Source organism: Archangium sp., from assembly GCF_036389735.1.
Taxonomy (GTDB): domain Bacteria; phylum Myxococcota; class Myxococcia; order Myxococcales; family Myxococcaceae; genus Archangium.
Window position 1 is genome coordinate 1 of sequence record NZ_DASVWK010000033.1, and the last position, 18454, is coordinate 18454.

Sequence of the window (18454 nt, forward strand, 5' to 3'; positions counted from 1 at the left end):
AGGTGCTACAGAACGAGCCCTGCCAGGCAAGGCAGAGCTGGGGACGCACGCGCACGGTCATCCCGGGGCGGATGACACCCGGGACCTCGCCCGACCGCGCGCGAGCCGAATAGAACGCTTCGAGCGAGAAGCCACTCGCGGGCTCCGGCACGGGCTCCTCCCGCTTGCGGAGGAACCCGAGGAGCGCCCGGCGGCTGATTCCTGCCTGCGCGCTCAAGGCTTCGCCTCCATCGCCATGCGCTGGTCGAGCTGCGCCGAGGAGCCATGGCACTGCTGGCAGTTCTGCCTGTCCGGGTGCGAGGTGCGCAGCCCGGGCGGCCCCTTGGGCCCGTGGCAGCTCGCGCACTCGTTCCGCATGAGCGTCGGGTGCGGCATCGTCGGCGGTGCTCCCGCCCAGGCCCGCGCGCCATTCCCAGCCGAGGCCAGCCCGACGAAGCTGTTCCTCGGCATGTCCTTGTACTGCGCCAACGGGCGGGGCGAGTCCCCCACCACGTGGCACTGCGTGCAGCTCTGGTACGGCGCGTGGCTGATCCTCGGAGCCACCCGGTTGCCCAGCTTCATGCCCTCCCCGTGGCAGGCGAGGCAGCCGGGCACCTCCCGCTGATCAATCTCATGCGGAATGGTGGGCGGAGCCCCATCGTAGGCCCGGTGCGTCTTGCGCTGGGCCACGGCCTGGGCACGCTGCGCGGGGGTGGCCACCGGCAGGGGCTTCACCGGGAACTCCTCCTCCGCCAGCGCAGCGATGGCACCCTCGTACATGTGCGCGTTGTCCCCGCGCCGTGCCTCGAGCAGCTCCCCATAGCTCGGAGCGCGCTCGGCCCGCTGCGCGTGGGGGTCGGACGCGACGGGGCGCTCGGGCAGCTCCGGCTCGCGGAGGCCCGCGAAGTACCCGGTGGCCGCGAATGCCACCGCCACGGCGGCGCCCACGTGGAGCCAGCGTGCTGGGAGGCCACTCCCCTGTTCGCCCACGGAGCTCATCCCTGTTTCTCCGCGACCCGCTCACGCCGTCGAACCCGGGCCGCGCACTTCTTGTAGTCGGGCTGCTTGGAGAACGGATCATGCTCGTCGAGGGTGAGCCCGTTGATGAGCAGCCGCTCGTCGAAGAACGGGACGAAGAGCGAGCCCTCGACGGGCTCACCCCGCCCGCCAATCCACACCGGCAGGTCGAGCTTCCCGCGCCGCGTCTCCACCGTCACCCAGTCCCCGTTGGCCACCCCGAGCCGCCGGGCATCGGCGCGGTTCAGCTCCACGTAGGCCTGGGGCATGGCGCGCTGGAGCTGCGGAATGCGCATGGTCATCGTGCCCGAGTGCCAGTGCTCGATGACGCGACCGGTGCACAACCAGAAGGGGAAGTCGGCGTCGGGCGACTCGGGCGGGGGCTCGTAGGGGCTGAACCAGATCTGCGCCCGGTCGTCATGCGTCGTCGAGTGGTAGAACTGGATGTCGCGGCCCTTCTTCACGTACGGGTCGTCGAAGCCGGAGAAACGGAACTTCGTCTCGCGCCAGCTACCGTCCTGCTGTTGCACCACGGGCCAGCGCAGACCGCGCGCCTTCACGTACTCCGGATAGGGCGCCAGATCCTTGTGCTTGAGGCGGGTCGTCTTCCGGTACTCCTCGAAGAGGCGCTCGTCGACGTTGACGTCGTAATAGTGGGCGAAGTCCCAGATGGGGACGGGCTTGCCATCCTTGCCCTTCACCTCGAAGAGGAAGCGGCCGTCCTGGTCCTTCATCCCCGCGAAGCCGAGCTCGAAGAGCCGGTTGGCCACGGCGATGAGCTGCCAGGCGTCATCGCGGGCCTGCCCGGGCGGCTGCACCATCTTGAACCACTGCTGGGTGCGGCGCTCGGAGTTGCCCGTCATGCCGTTCTTCTCCACCCACATGGCCGAGGGGAGGATGAGATCGGCGATGCGCGCGGTGGCCGAGGGGTAGACATCCGAGACGATGAGGAACTTGTCCGCGAGCTCGCGGCTGGGGTCCACGAGCTTGTGCGTGTTGGGCAGGGTCTGCGCGGGGTTCGTCACCTGCACCCAGATGGTGTGGATGTCACCGCCCTGCTCGGTGGGCGTGGAGAAGCGCTTCCACATCTCCAGCGTGTGGTAACCGGGCTTGTCATGGAGACGGCCCGGGGGGACGTTCCAGATCTCCTCCATCTGGGCGCGGTGCTCGGCCTTGGCCACCACGCGGCCACCGGGGAGCGCATGAGCGAGCGTGCCCACCTCGCGCACGGTGCCGCACGCGGAGGGCTGGCCGGTGAGGCTGGTGGGCGCATCACCCGGCTTGCCGAAGTGCCCGCTGAGCAGGTGGAGCCCGTGGACCAGGTTGTTGATGGCCGTGCCCCGGGTGTGCTGGTTCATCCCCATGCACCACAGGCTGGTGATGCGCACGTCACGCCGGCCGAACAGGTCCGCGAGCATCCGCAGGTCCTTCGCCGGGACACCCGAAAGCTGCTCCACCTTCTCCGGGGTGTACGGCGCGAGCAACTCCCGGTACTCCTCGAAGGTGATGGCCTTGCCCTCGAGCGTGGGGGGCGAGCTGGGAGCGCGGAAGGCGCAATTGGCCTCGATGAAGGCCTTGTCGTAGGTGCCGTTCTCCAGCAGCAGGTGGGCGATGCCGCAGGCAATCGCCAGGTCCGTGTTCGGCTTGAAGCGCAGCGAGTGGTCGCAGAACCCACTGGTGCGCGTCTTGCGCGTGCCGATGTCGATGAGGGTCACCTTCTCCCCGCGCGAGCGCCGGTCAATCACACGTGAGAAGAGGACCGGGTGCATCTCCGCGGGGTTGTTGCCCCACATGATGAGCACGTCGCAGGCGTCGAGGTCGTCGTAGCAGCCAGCGGGCTCGTCCACGCCGTAGGTGGCGAGAAAGCCCGTCACCGCCGAGGCCATGCACAGCCGCGCGTTGGCATCCAATTGGTTGGAGCCCAGGCCGCCCTTGACGAACTTCGAGGCGGCATAGCCCTCGGGGATGGTCCATTGGCCGCTGCCATAGACGCCGAAGCCCTTGGGGTCCTTCAGCACGCGGCGGGCGACGATGTCGATCGCCTCCTCCCAGGAGATGGGCACGTGCGTGTCGCCCTTCTTCAGGAGTGGCTGGGTGAGTCGGTCCTGGCCGTAGAGGGCGAGCCCCACGTGGTAGCCCTTCACGCACAGCAGGCCCTTGTTCACCTCGGCCTTCTGGTCTCCAGCGATGGCCACCACCTTGCCGCCCCGCACGCCCACCTGGACGTGGCAGCCGGTTCCACAGAAGCGGCAGGGGGCCTTGTTCCACTGCACACCGTTGCCGTGACGAGAGGCAACCGATGGCTCCATCGCGGCCTTGTCCTGACCATAGGCGAGGCGGCTGGCCGCCATCGTCGCGGCCGCCATGGCCGTCCCCTTGAGGAAGTCCCGGCGTTCCATGGCTCAGCACTCCTCCTGCTCGGAGAAATCCACCATCACGACATCCACGAAGCTCACTCCTGGCAACTCCCTCAGGGACTCGGCGAGTGCCTCGCCCTCGGGCAGGCTCCTCGTCTCCAGCACCACCGGAAGCCAGCTCTCCTCCAGGGGCGGGCCCAGGGTGATGCGCGGATCGCGAGCGACTTCGGAAAGCGCGCGCGCCCTCAGCTGGGGAGACGCGTCCAGGGTGAGCACCAGGCTGCTGATGGGCATACGGGTTCCGTCCATTCGGGGCACGGCCCCCTGGAGCAAGAGACGGACCACCCCACCCCGCCCGCGGCCAACGCTCGCGCGACGCAAAACCTGCGCTCGAAGCAGCTTCAAGGATGCAGGCTTTTCGCGGACAGCCGGGCGCTCGGGGGAGGAGCCCGCTGGCACGGGGGGTGCTTTGCGCTGACCGCCGTGGAGAGTCACCTCTACAGATTGATGCGCCCGGCGCTCGTCAGCGCGCTGCTCGCCCTTGGCGGATGCGGGAAGGACCAGCCCGCGCGCTTCCAACCGCCCCCGGGAGCACCGACCGGCAGGGAAACCATCCACCAGCCGGCGAAGCTCACCTCCGTGGAGAGCGACCAGAAGGATGCCCTGGGCCGGCCCCTTCGCGTGTCATGCGAGAGCTGTCACTCGCTGCGTGAGACGAAGCCCATGCCCTCGCGACCCGAGGAGCTGACGGAGTTCCACCAAGGACTCCAGTTCCGCCACGGGGAGCTCGCCTGCACCTCGTGCCACCAGGCCCGGGAGCCACGCACGCTGCACCTGGCCACGGGCGAGCCGCTGCCGATGACGGAGGCGCTGACGCTGTGCGCGCAGTGCCATGGCCCGCAGCACCGCGACTTCAAGGCGGGGGCGCACGGAGGGATGACGGGCCATTGGGACCTCTCACGGGGGGACCGCACGCGGAACAACTGCGTGAGCTGCCATGACCCGCACACGCCGAAGTACGCGGGCGGGCATCCGGTGATGCCTCCGCGCAACCCGAAGGAGGCCCCAGGCCATGAGTGACACCGTCTCCCGCCGCACGGTGGTGAAGGCCGCCGGGGCCACGCTGGGGGCCGCGGCCTTCGCGCACGCGATGGCGCCGCTCACCGAGTGGACGCAGGACTTGAGCGTCGATCAGTTCCTCCAGAAGCACTACAAGGAGCTGACGCGCGAGGAGATGGCGCGAATCCTGGTGCACCTCAAGGCCGAGGCGAAGCAGAAGTACGGCCGAGACGTGGACATCCAAGACCTCCCGCCGCAGGAGGGCGTGTCGTTCGGCTATGCGCTCAACTTGAGCGTGTGCATCGGCTGCCGCAAATGCGCCGAGGCGTGCCACCACGAGAACAACCACGACCGGCGCACGGGCAACTCGTACATCCGGGTGCTGGAGATGCAGCAGGGCAGCCTGGACCTGGAGCACGGCAACGCGAACTACGACCATCCGGTGCCGGCCGAGGGCAGGTACTACCTGCCGGTGCAGTGCCACCAGTGTGACAACGCGCCGTGCGTGAAGGTGTGCCCGGTGCAGGCCACGTGGAAGGAACCGGACGGCATCGTGGTGGTGGACTACAACTGGTGCATCGGCTGCCGGTACTGCGAGGCGGCCTGCCCCTACCACGCGCGGCGCTTCAACTGGGCGAAGCCGGAGATACCGGCCGAGGAGCTCAACCCGGACCAGGGCTACCTGTCCAACCGCGTGCGCCCGCAGGGCGTGGTGGAGAAATGCACCTTCTGCCTGCACCGCACGCGTGCGGGCCGACTGCCGGCGTGCCTGGAGGCGTGCCCCACGGGGGCACGGGTGTTCGGCAACCTGTTGGATCCGAAGAGCCCCATCCGCTGGGTGCTCGAGAACAAGCGCGTCTTCGTGCTCAAGGAAGAGCTCGGGACGCGGCCCCGCTTCTTCTACTTCTTCGACAAGTGAGCCATGGCTGCTTCCCGTCACCTGCTCGACTACCCGCGGTTCCTGGGACGGCTCCTGTGGATGAGCACGGACGGGAGCTGGCGCTTCTACACGTGGATGACGGTGCTCACCGCGATTGCCCTGGTGGGCGCCAATGCCTGGGCACACCAGATGGTCGAGGGCATGGCCCTCACGGCGATGAGCGACCACGTCTCCTGGGGCCTGTACATCGCCAACTTCACCTTCGGGGTGGGACTGGCGGCGGGCGCGGTGATGATGGTCATCCCCGCGTACCTGTACCATGACCATGAGATGCACGATGTGACCCTGATTGGCGAATTGCTCGCGATCGCGGCCATCTTCATGTGCCTGTTGTTCATCGTGGTGGACATGGGCCGCCCGGACCGCTTCTGGCACATCATGCCTGGGATTGGCCGGTTCAACTGGCCGGTGTCGATGCTCTCCTGGGACGTGGTGGTGCTCAACGGCTACCTGTTCATCAACCTGCACATCTGCGGCTACCTGCTCTACATGAAGTTCCTGGGCCGCAAGCCGCGCAAGCAGTGGTACCTGCCCTTCGTCTTCCTCTCCATCTTCTGGGCCATCAGCATCCACAGCGTGACGGCGTTCCTCTACAGCGGGCTGGGCGGGAGGCCGTTCTGGAACTCGGCGCTGCTGGCGCCCCGGTTCATCGCCTCGGCGTTCATCACGGGCCCGGCGTTCGTCATCATGCTGCTGCAGGTCATCCGCCGCTTCACGGGGCTGCCCATCGGCGAGGGCCCACTGCGCACGCTGACCTCGGTGATGCGGGTGACGGTGCTGCTCAACCTGTTCATGCTGGGCTCGGAGCTGTTCACCGCCTTCTACACCGGCGGCTCACATGCCACGGCGGTGCGCTACCTGTTCTTCGGCTCGCACGGGAAGCACGCGCTGGTGCCGTGGATCTGGACGGGGGTGGCGCTCAACCTCGCCTCGGCGGTGGTGGTGCACCTGCCGGCCACACGGCGTCACGTGGGCCTGCTGAACCTGGCGTGCGCGCTGGCCTTCGCGGGCGTGTGGATTGAAAAGGGAATGGGCCTCATCATCCCCGGCTTCGTCCCGAGCACCCTGCACGAGGTGGTGGAGTACGTGCCCACCCTCACCGAGTGGAAGGTGACGGCGGGCATCTGGGCCTTCGGGCTGATGGTGCTGACGGTGGCGGTGAAGGTGGCCCTGCCGGTGCTCAGCGGCCAGCTCGTGGCCTCGCACGCCGAGCACGGGCAGGCCGGACACGGAGACGCGGCCCCGGAGTCCAAGCAGGCCGCGTAGGAAGGGGGCCATCGTTTTTGGGGGGTCCCACGCAACTTCCGCGCGGGCCCACCGATAACTGTGGGCACAGGTCTTACTTTTCAAGAAATAGAAATATCCCATGCCCGCCCTGAATCCCGTTCGTCGCCCGGTATCCGCCCCCAGCATCAGCGCCCTCTCCGTCCTGAAGGAGGGCGCGAATGGGCCCCAGGTGGCGGACCTCCAGCGCAAGCTCGCGGCGGCCGGCTTCAGCCCGGGCGCGGCCGATGGGGCCTTCGGACCCAAGACGAAGGCCGCCGTCGTCGCCTTCCAGCGCGCCCGGGGCCTCGTGGCCGACGGCATCGTGGGCCCCAAGACGTGGGCGGCCCTCAACGCGGCGCCCCCCAGTGCCCCCGGCGGCACGGTCCTCAAGGAGGGCGCGCGCGGCGCGTCGGTGGTGGACCTCCAGAAGAAGCTCGCCGCCCACGGCTTCAGCCCCGGCGCGGCCGACGGTGTCTTTGGCCCCCGGACCGAGTCCGCGGTGAAGTCCTTCCAGCGCGCCAAGGGGCTGGTGGCTGACGGAATCGTGGGTCCCAAGACGTGGGGCGCCCTCAACTCGACGCCCTCCACCCCGCGCCCGCCGCCGACGGGCCCCACCGGCCCGACGGGCCCCGTGGGCCCTGTCACCCCCGGCAACGGCAACTTCGCCAGCGGCGTGGTGGCCCTCGCCCAGGCGGAGCTGAACAAGGGCGTGGCGGAGAACCCGCCCGGCAGCAACCGCCAGCCCTACTCGGCCTTCTGGAACCGCCCGCCCGAGCCCTGGTGCGCGGACTTCGTGAGCTACATCTGCCGTCAGAACGGCAACAAGGACATCAACTTCGCCTCGGTGGACATGCTGCTCGGCCACCTGAAGAAGACGGGCCAGTTCCACGCCAACAACCCGGCCGCGGGCGACATCATCATCTTCGACTGGAACCGCAACGACAACGACCCGTCCGAGCACACCGGCATCGTGGAGAGTGTGTTCCAGCGCGACGGGAAGACGTGGGTGCAGACCATCGAGGGCAACTCGAGCAACAAGGTCGCCCGGCGCCAGTACCCGGTCAATGACCAGAGCATCGTGGGCTACGGCACGGTGAAGGGCACCGGCGGCGGCGCCTCCGTCCCCGGCACCCCGCCCCCGTCGGGCGGCGTGGGCCGGCCCACGCTGCGCCAGGGCGCGAGCGGCCCGGATGTGATGGACCTGCAGAAGCGCCTCAACGAGCTGGGCTTCGGCGTGGGCACGGCCGATGGCGACTTCGGGCCCAAGACGCTGGCCGGGGTGAAGGCCTTCCAGAAGGCCAAGGGGCTGGAGGCGGACGGCATCGTCGGCCCCAAGACGTGGAGCGCGCTGGGCATCACCGCCTCGCGCCCGGTGGAGCCGGGGACGCCCACGGGCGAGGGCGTGTCGGTGCAGCAGCTGCGCGCCATCATGCCGAACCTGTCGGCCTCGAGGGCCAACGAGTTGATGCCGCACCTCAACAAGGCCATGGCCGAGGCGGGCATCAACACCCCGCGCCGCCAGGCGGCCTTCCTCGCGCAGCTGGCGCACGAGAGCGGCGAGTTCCGCTACTTCGAGGAGATCGCCGACGGCAGCAGGTACGAGGGGCGCAAGGACCTGGGCAACACCCAGCCGGGCGATGGCAGGCGCTTCAAGGGCCGCGGCCCCATCCAGCTGACGGGCCGCAGCAACTATACGAATGCCGGCAAGGCCCTGGGCCTGGACCTCGTGGGCAACCCGGCGCAGGTGGCCACTCCCGAGGTGGGCTTCCGCACCACGGCCTGGTACTGGAACAGCCGCAACCTCAACAGCTACGCGGACGCCGGTGACTTCGACGCCATCACCAAGCGTATCAATGGTGGCTACAACGGCAAGGCGGATCGTGATCGTTACTACGCCCGCGCGCTGAACGTCCTGTCGCGGTAGTCCTTCGCGAACCGCTTCCTCGCCCGTCGTGCAAGCGACGGGTTGCATTTGAAGCGGCGCGCCCAGGGGCCCCCCGGCAATGACCTGATTCGTGTGCTGATAGAGTTCGTACCACCAGCTTCCGCCCAGCCATGCGCATGGCCCCAACACCGGCTCGGGCGAGTTCGTGAGGAGAACTCCCTTGTCAGGCATGAGTAGAGCGTCGTTCCTCGGTTTTCTTGCCGCCGCACAGGCTCTTGTCGGCGGCTGTGCGGCTTCTGAGGACCAGCCCCCGCGCGCCAGCGTGTCCTACCCGCCCGTGTTCCGTGCCGACTTCCCGGACCCGTTCATCCTCGAGCATGAGGGGCGATATCTCGCCTATGCAACGAATACGGGAGGGGCCAACGTGCAGATGGCGTCGTCCACCAATCTCGCGAGCTGGCAGATCCTTTGGGATGAACGGACGCCGAGCCGGCTGCACGATGCGATGCCCGTCCTCCCTTCCTGGGCGAAGGCTGGCTTCACCTGGGCGCCCGAAGTGCTGCGAACACCGGGCGGCTTCGTGCTCTATTTCACCGCGCGCCACGCCGCCAGCGGCCTCCAATGCATCGGAGCCGCGAGCAGCCACGACCCGCGCGGTCCCTTCACCTCGCAAGCCTCCGAACCCCTCGTGTGTCAGTACGAACTCGGCGGTACGATCGACGCGAGCCCGTTCCGTGCTCCGGACGAGCAGCTCTACCTTTACTTCAAGAATGATGGGAACAACCCGGGCTTCAACAAGCCGACGGAGCTCTTTGCCCAGCGTCTGTCCCCCGACGGGCTCAGCCTGGTCGGCAACCCCGTCTCCTTGAGCCGCAATGACAAGCCCTGGGAGGGACGCGTGGTCGAGGCTCCGACCATGGTCGCGCGGGAGGGCTCCTACGTCCTGTTCTTCTCCGCCAATGACTATGCATGGCACGACACCCAGCGGGTCTCGAGCTACGCGCTCGGTTACGCCACCTGCGAGGGGCCACTGGGACCCTGCGTCGATGCTCCGAACAACCCGTTCCTCGCCAGCACGTCTCAACCCTGCCTCAGCGGCCCCGGCCATCAGACCGTGTTCCGCTCCGAGGGCAGGGAGCTCCTCGCCTTCCATTCATGGGCAGCGACAGCCGAGTGCAGGCCAGCGAAACGGGGCCGTTTCATGCACCTGGTTCAACTCTCCTGGCAAAACGGCGTGCCCCAAATCGCCCCTCTCGAGCCTCGTTGAGGCGACGGGCGAAGAAGAGCGAGCGACCGCGGCGAGGCTGGAGCACCCCCAGCCTCGCCGGTCGCCATCCTTCTGGACCTAGATGCGGACGCGGACGCCCAGCGAGTAGACGCTCTCCTCGTAGCGCACGTCGCGGGGGTAGGTGCTGCCCTCGGGCGTGAACTGCCTGAAGTTCCTGAAGGGATTACCGAGGATGTTCGACGCGTCGAAGGTGAAGGTGACCTTCTCCCAGGGCGAGTAGCTCCCCGAGAAGTCGAGACGCGAAACGCCGTCCACGAACTCACCCGTGAACCCCTCCCCCGCCGGATTCTGGACGTAGGCGGAGATCCAGCGAGAGCGCTGGTTATAGGCCAGACGGGCGGAGAGCTTCTCGCGCTCGTACATCGCGACGAGGTTGTAGGACCACTTGGAAACGCCGGGGATCCGGCCGGTCTCGCCCAGCTCGAGCTCGAAGCCCGTGGGGAAGGCCTGCTGGTCGTCCAGATAGGTGACGTTGGCATAGGCACCGAAGCCGCCGAGCCAGCCCGGGAGGAAGTCGAGGAAGGTCCCGGCCGAGGCTTCGAAGCCCTGGATCCTGCCCTCGCCGCCGTTCACCGGAATGTTCACGCGGGTCCGACCCGGCCCATACGTCGGGTGGTCCCGGGTCACGTCGAGGTTCGTGACGAAGCCGTCGATGTCGCGGCGGAACACGGCGAGTGACGCCATACCGGTCTGCAAGAAGTAGTACTCGAGCGTGGCGTCGAAGTTGGTCGACCGGACGGGCTCGAGATCGGGGTTGCCGCCCGAGCCGGTGACCTGGCAGCTCGGAGGCGGGCTGGGCTCCGACAGACAGGGCGGCGGCGAGCCGAGGACGATCGGGCGCATCTGCTCGAAGCCCGGCCTCGTACGGGTCTGGCTGGCGGAGAGCCTCAGCTGGAGGTCGCGAATGAGCCGAAGCCTCGCGCTGGCATTGGGAAGCAGGTCGGTATAGCTCCCGCTGTCCGTCTGGGTGGTGGTCTCGGTGGGGAAGATGGTGACGGTGGTGTTGGTGCGCACCGCCCGGAGGCCAACGACGCCGTCAACCCGCAGCTCGCCCACCTTGAACTCGTAGCGCGCCTGCCCATACCCGGCGAAGTTCCGCTCGTTCGCCTCGAAGAGATTCAACAGCTTGGGCCCACCCGGGGTGAAGTTCTGCATGGCGCGCAGCTGCTCCCCATTGCTCCGGAGGCTCTCGTACGTCGGCACGACCCAGGTCCGTGTCTGCTGGATGTCGCTGCCTCGGAAGCCGCCGCGGAACACATGAAGATCGACCGGCATCTCGGAGAGCGGCGTCCCACCCATGAGCGTGCCGTAGCGCTCACCATTCTGCTGATAGGCGTCGCGCGTCGTATACCGGAGCCCGGCCTCCAGTTTGGGGATGAAGGAGACGCCGGTGTTCACGTCGAAGTCCGTTCGGGCCTGCCAGTCGTCGCCCGCCGCGACATAGGACCTGTCGAAGAAGCCAATGAAGCGGAAGTTGGCGGGATCCGTCATGTCGAAGTTCGGGAGGCTGAACTCCATGCCGCCGGGTCCCCTCGGCACGTCGAAGTTGACGTCCATGGTGGGATTGGAGGTCAGCCCCTGGTCGAAGCTGTAGATCGACATGTCGAACTTGCTGTTCGTCCGCGCGACATCGGCCGTGATCCGCAAAGGCCCCGTCTCGTAGGAGCCGCCGACGGCGAGCTGCGAGGTATTGGTCTTGCGGAAGGTCGCGCCCTGGAACATGAACGGCCGGGCTTCAGCGGCCGTGAGGCTCTGCGCCTGATCCATGGTGCCTGGCCGCAGCGTCACATTGGTAAGGCCGCCCCCCAACCGCATTTCCAGCAGGCGGTCCGAGACGTGGTCGCGGTACCCCTGCCAGAGCCCGTCGACATAGAATTCAAGTCCGGGGGCCGGCCGCCACTGCGCCGACCCGTTCACCGATGGCCGCTCCCTCTTGCCTCCCCCATAAAAGATGCCGACAACCTCGGGGGCACGAAACTGCTCGCCCGCCTCCGACCGCAAGTTGCCGATGACCCCGGAGTTCCAGCGCGCGGAGTCCAGATAGTTGAGGCGGGTGTAGGAGAGGTTGATCAGCGCGCCGACTTCGCCCAGGCCGGTCCGCCAGCGGTTGGAGACCAGGACGTTGCCGTTCGGGTCGAACTTGCCGGACTGGTTGGCGTAGGTGCCCCGCGTGGCGCCCGAGAGCTCGAAGCCCTCGAAGTCGAACGGTCGGCGAGAGCGGACGTCGATGAGCCCGGCGAGGCCGCCTTCGATCTGATCGGCGGTCGTGGACTTGTAGACCTCGAGCGCCGCGATGCCGCCCGCGGGGAAATCGCCGAGCGCGACGTTGCGCGTTTCGGCGGTGAAAATCTCCCGACCATTATAGGTCGTGGTGACATCGGGCAGACCGCGCACCAACACCTGGCCGCCCGCTTCGCCACGCTCACGGACCACCTGGACGCCCGGAATGCGGGCCGCCGTCTCGGAGACCGTGACGTCCGGCAACTTGCCGATGTCTTCCGCCACGACCGTATCGACGATCTGGTCGGAGTCGCGCTTGACGGTCTGCGCCTTCTGCATGCTGCGTTGCAGGCCGACGACGGCGATCTCCTCGACAAACTCGTCGGGATTATACTCAGCGACCACGCCGGCATCCGCCGGCGGCTGTCCCGCGTCGGGCCTGGTTTCCGCGGTCTGCGCGAGAGCCTCGGCGGAGGCTGTCAGCATCGCGATGGACATCGAACAGAGAACGAGTGTCTTCAAACGCATCCAAGGCCCTCTTTCATAGGCGTAGGTCTGGTGGCTGATGGGGGGAATTGTAGGCGCCGGCATCTCACCCATGCGGGTGGAGGGTGTCAAGACGAGTTATTCCCGATTCGCGGCGCTCCATGGGGACCGCGTGGAGCCGCGTAAAGTCGAGACACACCGCGTCAACCTTCACAGTCAAAGCGTTGACCGTGATTTCGAGACGCTCGTAGTGTGCGCGCCCGTGGAAGAGCCTTGGAGAACATCATGAAACAGCTGCTCGTAGCCGTGCTGCTCGTCTTCGTCGTCGGTTGTAAGAAGGAGTCGGCGCCCGAGGCTTCGGCCCCCAACGCGGCCCCGTCCGCTCCCGCGGCCGCCGCGGTGGAGAAGAAGCTCGTCGTCGGCTTCTCCCAGGTCGGCGCCGAGAGCGCGTGGCGCACCGCGGAGACCAAGTCCATCCGTGGCGAGGCGGAGAAGCGTGGCATCGACCTGAAGTTCGCCGACGCCCAGAGCAAGCAGGCCAACCAGATCATGGCCATCCGTTCCTTCATCGCGCAGAAGGTGGACGTCATCGTGGTGGCTCCGATGGTCGAGACCGGCTGGGAGCCCGTGCTTCAGGAGGCGAAGGCCGCCAACATCCCGGTCATCCTCGTGGACCGCGGCATCAAGGTGACCGACGACAGCCTCTACACCACCCTCATCGCCAGCGACTTCGTCGAGGAGGGCCGCATGGCCGCCGACTGGCTCGCGAAGAAGCTCGGCGAGAAGGGCAACATCGTGGAGCTGCAGGGCACCACCGGCTCGGCGCCGGCCATCGACCGCAAGAAAGGCTTCGAGGAGGCACTGAAGAAGTATCCCAACATGGCCATCGTCAAGAGCCAGACCGCCGACTTCACCCGCGCCAAGGGCAAGGAGGTCATGGAGGCCTTCATCAAGTCCGACCGCAAGAACATCAACGCGGTCTACGCCCACAATGACGACATGGCGCTCGGCGCGATCCAGGCGCTCGAGGAGGCCGGCATGAACCCGGGCAAGGACGTCATCATCGTCTCCATCGACGCGGTGAAGAGCGCCTTCGAGGCGATGGTCGCGGGCAAGCTGAACGCCACCGTCGAGTGCAACCCGCTGATGGGCCCCATCCTTTACGACACCATCGCCAAGATCCGCGCCGGCGAGACGGTCCCGAAGTACACGCAGAACAAGGACCAGCTCTTCGACCAGACGACCGCCGCGCAGGTCATCGGGTCCCGCGAGTACTAGCCAAGAAGGCATCTCCGTCTCATGAGCACCGAGCCGCTCCTCGTCGCACGAGGTATCCACAAGCGCTTTCCTGGAGTCCACTCCCTCGCGGGCGTGGACTTCGACGTGCGCCCCGGTGAGGTCCACGCGCTCATGGGACAGAACGGCGCCGGCAAGTCGACGCTGATCAAGGTCCTGACCGGCGTCTACCCGCGCGACGGGGGGAGCATCACCTTCGAGGGGCGTGACTTCACGCCCTCCTCCCCCGCCCAGGCCCAGCGCCGGGGCATCAGCACCATCTACCAGGAGGTCAACCTCATCCCGACCCTCACGGTCGCGGAGAACCTCTTCCTGGGCCGTGCCCCCCGGCGTTGGTACGGCATCGATTGGCGCACCATGCGCCGCAAGGCCCGCGAGGTGCTCGCCGCGTTCGATCTCGAGATCGACGTGGACAAGCCGCTCGGGACCATGTCCACCGCGATCCAGCAGCTCGTGTCCATCGCCCGCGCCGTCGACACCGACGCGCGGCTCATCATCATGGACGAGCCCACCTCGAGCCTCGATGCCCACGAGTGCGAGGTCCTCTTCGGCATCATCAACCGGCTGAAGGCGCGGGGGCTGGGCATCATCTTCGTGACGCACTTCCTGGAGCAGGTGTACCGGGTCAGCGATCGCGTCACCATCCTGCGCAACGGCGCGCTGGTGGGCACCTACGAGGCCACCGAGCTGTCGCGGCTCGACCTGGTGGCACACATGCTCGGGCACACGCCCGAGGAGCCCAGGCCGGGCACCCCGCCCGGAGAGAAGGGCGCGCCGGTGCTCGACGCCAAGGGACTGTCCCGCCGCGGCCTCGAGCCGTTCGACCTGAACATGCGCGCGGGCGAGGTGGTCGGGTTCGCCGGCCTGCTCGGCTCGGGACGCACCGAAGCGGCCCGACTGATTTTCGGCGCGGACACGGCGAAGACCGGCACCGTCAACGGCTTCACCCTGCGCAGCCCGCGCCATGCGATGGCCCTGGGGATGGGCCTGAGCCCCGAGGACCGGAAGCTCGAGGGCATCGTCCCCGACCTGTCCATCCGCGAGAACATCGCGCTCGTCATCCAGCAGCGGCTGGGCATCTTCGTCTCCCTCGCGGAGCAGGAGCGGATCGCCAGGGAGTACGTGGAGAAGCTCGGCATCAAGACGCCGTCCATCGAGCAGCCCGTCCGGCTGCTCAGCGGCGGCAACCAGCAGAAGGTCATCCTGGCCCGGTGGCTCGCGTACCGGCCCCGCCTGCTGATCCTCGACGAGCCCACGCGCGGCATCGACGTGGGCGCCAAGGCGGAGATCGAGCGCGTCATCAACGAGCTGGCGTCCCAGGGTCTCTCCGTCCTCTTCATCTCGGCCGCGCTGGAAGAGGTGGCGCGGCTGTCGCACCGCGTGGCCATCTTCCGCGACCGCAAGATGGTGGGTGAGTACACCGGGATGGCGCTGCCCGAGATCATGAAAGTGATTGCCGGGGAGAAGGCGCCCGGCGACGACGGGCATCAAGGAGCGGCATGAAGTCCAGGAATTTCTGGCCCCTGGTCGGCCTCGCGGTGCTGCTGGCCTTCAATCTCCTGTTCACGCCCGGATTCGCGCAGCTCGAGCTGCGCGACGGCCGGCTCTTCGGCACGCTCGTCGACCTGTTCCAGAACGGCGCGCCGGTCATGCTGCTGGCCACGGGCATGACGCTGGTGATCGCACTGGGCGGCATCGACCTGTCGGTCGGCTCGGTGATGGCGCTGGCGGGCGCGGTGGCGGCGCTGCTCATCACCGAGCACGCGCAGCCCGTCCCCATCGCGCTCGGCGCCGCGCTGTGGGTGGGGCTGCTGGCCGGTGGCCTCAACGGGGCGCTCGTCACCTACGGCGGCGTCCAGCCGATCATCGTCACGTTGGTGATGCTGGTCACCGGGCGCGGGCTGGCGCAGACCCTCACCCATGACCAGAAGGTCCGCTTCGAGAACCCGACCTTCGAGTACCTCGGCAACGGGACCCTGCTGGGCCTGCCGGTACCGATGTTCCTCGTCGCGGCGGTTGCCCTGCTGGTGGGGCTGGCGCTGCGCAGGACGGTGCTGGGCCTGTACGTGGAGGCAATCGGCGGCAACCCGAAGGCGGCCCGGCTCTGCGGCCTCCGGGTCGATGCCATCCGCATGGTCGTCTACATGACGTGCGCGCTCTGCGCCGCGGTGGCCGGCCTCATCGCCGCGGCCGACATCAAGGAGGCCGACGTGGCGAACGCCGGCCTCTACCTGGAGCTCGACGCCATCCTGGCCGTCGTCCTCGGCGGCACCAGCCTGACGGGTGGACGCGCCAACCTCGTCGGCTCGCTCATCGGGGCGCTCTTCATCCAGACCCTGACGACGATGCTCCAGATGAACGGCGTCCTCACCGAGCACACCCTGATCATCAAGGCCATCGTGGCGCTGGCCGTCTGCTTCATCCAGACCGCCGCCTTCGAGCACTTGCTCCAGCGACTCCGTCCCGCGACAGGCGCATGAAGAACTACCTCCGCAAGCATGTCACCGTCCTCGCCTCGGCCGGGGTCTACCTGGCGCTCTACGCCCTGGCGGCCGCCCGGTATGACGGCTTCCTCTCCGGCGCGGTGTTCACCAACTTCCTCTCCGGCAGCGCGGTGCTGGGCATCGTGGCGGTCGGCATGACGTTCGTCATTCTCTCGGGGGGAATCGACCTCTCCGTCGGGGCGATGATGTCGTTCTCGAGCGTCATCATTGGCGTGCTCATCATGAACATGCACCTGCACCCGCTGGCGGCCATCGCGGTGTCGCTCGCGTGCGGAACGGCGATGGGCGCGGTGATGGGGCTGGTCATCCACATGACCGGCATCAAGCCCTTCATCGTCACGCTCGCCGGCATGTTCTTCGTGCGCGGGCTCGCGTTCCTCATCCACCTGGAGTCGGTGGCCATCGTGGACGCGCGGCACACCGCGCTGGCGAGCGCGCGCCTGGGACCGCTGCCGATGACCGCGATCCTGTTCCTCGCGATGGTGGTCATCGGCTGGTACGTCACGGCGCAGACGCGCTTCGGCCGCAACGTCTATGCCCTGGGCGGGAGCGAGGAGGCCGCGCTGCTGATGGGCCTGCCCATCAAGAGCACCAAGGTCGCCGTGTACGCGGTCAGCGGCTTCTGCGCGTCCTTCGCGGGCGCGGTGCTCACCCTCTATCTCTCGAGCGGCAATCACCAGGAAGGCGTCGGCATGGAGCTCGACGCCATCGCGGCGGTCGTGGTGGGCGGCACGCTGCTCGCGGGTGGCGTGGGCTCCGTCATCGGCACGCTGATCGGCGTGCTGATGCTCGGCCTCATCCTGACCTGCATCACCACGTACGAGGGGATGATGAGCTCCGGGATGACCCGCGTGGCCATCGGGCTGTTGTTGCTCGCGTTCGTGCTGATGCAGAAGCTGCTGACGCGGCGGCTCCCCGGAGAGTTGCACGGCACGTAGTCTCCACCGCGTGTCCGCGCCGCGCTAACCGAGTGGAGGCACCGGCTTCACCTCTCCAGGCTCGAGCCCGCCGAGGTGGCTGAGGATGGCCCGGCCCTCCTTGCCGAACGAGGGATGGGTGTCGAAGCCGAGGTACACGTCCCCGAACTCGCCCGCGGTGGGCGTGGCCCGCAGCCACAGGTGCAGCCGCCCGTCCTCTGACTCCAGCCGCGCGAGCCCGATGGACTCCCTCGGCGCCGGCTGCGTCAGCGTGGGCACCGGCGGCTCCTCGTCCTGGGGCGGCGTCCGCAGCCACGTCAGCTGGTCCGTCGCGGACTCGAATGCGCTCTGGAGCTCCTCCGAGCCCCGCGACCGCGGCTGCGCCTCGGCGAGCCGGCGCGTCACCTCGGGCAGCAGCTCGGCGCGCAGCACCTTGCCGGCCGCATGCGTCCAGCCCTGGTACCGGCTACTGCTCCGCAGGACGCTGCCGAGCCGCCGCAACCCCTCGGGAGTGGAGAAGGTCTCCGGCCGTGCGAGCAGCGCCGGGTAGAAGGTCCGCAGGAACCACTCCTGGTCGTGGCGCACCACCACCAGACTCTTGTTGAAGTCCCAGGTCGGCGTGAAGCCGAGCTCCTTCGGGTTGAAGGTCTCGAAGTGGCCTCCAACGGTGAGGAACTTCTCCAGCTCGCGCCAGCGCGCGTCCGGTGAGCCGAGCGACTCGAGCACCTCACGGCAGCGCTGCATGTCCGCGGGCGTGCAGCGTGGGTCCTTCACCACCAGCTCGCAGGCCTTCCCGCGCTCGCCCGCCTCCACCTGGGCGCGCAGCGCGCCGCGCTCCTCGGCCCGCCGCTTCTCCGAGGCCCACGAGTGCGCCAGCTCCCCGCCCTGGAACGCGAGCATCGCCACCACCGAGCCCGCGAGCAGCACCACCACCGGCAGCCCCAGCCCGAGCGGCACGTCAGCCCACGGCTGCGAGGAGAACAACCGCCGCCAGACCACCCAGACCGTGACGAGCAGCGGCGCGAGTGCGGTCAGCACCGCGAGCCAGGTGAGCGCCGCCTGCAGGGGGACCAGCCCCCGGCGGTAGGACTCGCCCTGAAACCCGATCGTGACGGCCGCGAAGGCGAGCACGGCCAGGCAGGCCACCAGTTCGGCCGCGAGCGCCAGCACCGCGAGCAGCAGGCTCATCGGCCCCCCCTCCTCTCCTCGTCTCTTCTCATGGGACGCCTCTTCTCAAGTG

At 68.1% G+C, this 18454-nt stretch carries 14 protein-coding genes and 2 pseudogenes; 10 read left to right on the forward strand and 6 right to left on the reverse strand.

What is annotated here, in order from left to right:
* From VF794_RS01080 to VF794_RS01095, 4 genes are all read right to left on the reverse strand, one after another.
* Window positions 1-217, reverse strand: a 217-nt coding sequence (locus VF794_RS01080) for a hypothetical protein (RefSeq protein ID WP_331106826.1), incomplete at its 3' end; no start/stop codon positions are given.
* Window positions 214-978 carry a nitrate reductase cytochrome c-type subunit gene (locus VF794_RS01085; protein ID WP_331106828.1) on the reverse strand — a complete coding sequence of 255 codons (765 nt, stop codon included), beginning with the start codon at window positions 976-978 and terminating at the stop codon, window positions 214-216. The genes VF794_RS01085 and VF794_RS01080, both read right to left, overlap by 4 nt.
* Window positions 975-3395, reverse strand: a complete 2421-nt coding sequence (locus VF794_RS01090) for a molybdopterin-dependent oxidoreductase (RefSeq protein ID WP_331106830.1) — start codon at window positions 3393-3395, stop codon at window positions 975-977. Before VF794_RS01090 ends, VF794_RS01085 begins: the two co-directional genes overlap by 4 nt.
* A 3-nt stretch (window positions 3396-3398) precedes the next feature.
* Window positions 3399-3647 carry a hypothetical protein gene (locus tag VF794_RS01095; protein ID WP_331106833.1) on the reverse strand — a complete coding sequence of 83 codons (249 nt, stop codon included), beginning with the start codon at window positions 3645-3647 and terminating at the stop codon, window positions 3399-3401.
* A 189-nt stretch (window positions 3648-3836) separates the two neighbouring features.
* Between VF794_RS01095 and VF794_RS01100 the strand changes: the two genes are divergently transcribed.
* From VF794_RS01100 to VF794_RS01120, 6 genes and pseudogenes are all read left to right on the forward strand, one after another.
* Window positions 3837-4433: a hypothetical protein gene (locus tag VF794_RS01100; protein WP_331106835.1), complete on the forward strand. Its 597-nt coding sequence runs from the start codon at window positions 3837-3839 to the stop codon at window positions 4431-4433.
* The gene (locus tag VF794_RS01105; RefSeq protein WP_331106837.1) at window positions 4426-5331 is read left to right on the forward strand and encodes a 4Fe-4S dicluster domain-containing protein; all 906 of its coding nucleotides are present in this window, start codon (window positions 4426-4428) and stop codon (window positions 5329-5331) included. Before VF794_RS01100 ends, VF794_RS01105 begins: the two co-directional genes overlap by 8 nt.
* Window positions 5332-5334: 3 nt before the next feature.
* Window positions 5335-6618, forward strand: a complete 1284-nt coding sequence (gene dsrP / locus VF794_RS01110; protein WP_331106839.1) for a sulfate reduction electron transfer complex DsrMKJOP subunit DsrP — start codon at window positions 5335-5337, stop codon at window positions 6616-6618.
* A 100-nt stretch (window positions 6619-6718) separates the two neighbouring features.
* Window positions 6719-7633: pseudogene (locus VF794_RS41660) on the forward strand (peptidoglycan-binding protein); the annotation flags it as partial.
* Between the two features lie 126 nt (window positions 7634-7759).
* Window positions 7760-8542 (forward strand): annotated as a pseudogene (locus tag VF794_RS41665) (peptidoglycan-binding protein); the annotation flags it as partial.
* A 190-nt stretch (window positions 8543-8732) separates the two neighbouring features.
* The gene (locus VF794_RS01120; protein ID WP_331106856.1) at window positions 8733-9770 is read left to right on the forward strand and encodes a glycoside hydrolase family 43 protein; all 1038 of its coding nucleotides are present in this window, start codon (window positions 8733-8735) and stop codon (window positions 9768-9770) included.
* 78 nt (window positions 9771-9848) lie between these two features.
* Here the strand turns inward: VF794_RS01120 and VF794_RS01125 are convergent, their stop codons facing one another.
* Window positions 9849-12539 (reverse strand): TonB-dependent receptor, encoded by a 2691-nt coding sequence (locus tag VF794_RS01125; RefSeq protein WP_331106844.1) that lies wholly within the window; start codon window positions 12537-12539, stop codon window positions 9849-9851.
* Window positions 12540-12782: 243 nt separating this feature from the next.
* On the opposite strand from VF794_RS01125, the gene VF794_RS01130 reads away from it, so the two are divergent.
* Genes VF794_RS01130 through VF794_RS01145 form a run of 4 tightly spaced genes read left to right on the forward strand, consistent with a single transcriptional unit; the run spans window position 12783 to window position 17235 of the window.
* Window positions 12783-13775, forward strand: coding sequence for an ABC transporter substrate-binding protein (locus VF794_RS01130; protein WP_331106846.1), 993 nt, complete (start codon window positions 12783-12785; stop codon window positions 13773-13775).
* Between the two features lie 21 nt (window positions 13776-13796).
* Entirely contained in the window at window positions 13797-15296 is a 1500-nt protein-coding gene (locus tag VF794_RS01135; RefSeq protein ID WP_331106848.1) for a sugar ABC transporter ATP-binding protein, read from the forward strand.
* Window positions 15293-16273, forward strand: a complete 981-nt coding sequence (locus VF794_RS01140; protein ID WP_331106850.1) for an ABC transporter permease — start codon at window positions 15293-15295, stop codon at window positions 16271-16273. The genes VF794_RS01135 and VF794_RS01140 overlap by 4 nt, the downstream gene beginning before the upstream one ends.
* Window positions 16270-17235 carry an ABC transporter permease subunit gene (locus VF794_RS01145; protein WP_331106852.1) on the forward strand — a complete coding sequence of 322 codons (966 nt, stop codon included), beginning with the start codon at window positions 16270-16272 and terminating at the stop codon, window positions 17233-17235. Before VF794_RS01140 ends, VF794_RS01145 begins: the two co-directional genes overlap by 4 nt.
* Before the next feature lie 24 nt (window positions 17236-17259).
* Here the strand turns inward: VF794_RS01145 and VF794_RS01150 are convergent, their stop codons facing one another.
* Window positions 17260-18402: a hypothetical protein gene (locus VF794_RS01150; protein ID WP_331106854.1), complete on the reverse strand. Its 1143-nt coding sequence runs from the start codon at window positions 18400-18402 to the stop codon at window positions 17260-17262.
* Between the last annotated feature and the right edge of the window lie 52 nt (window positions 18403-18454).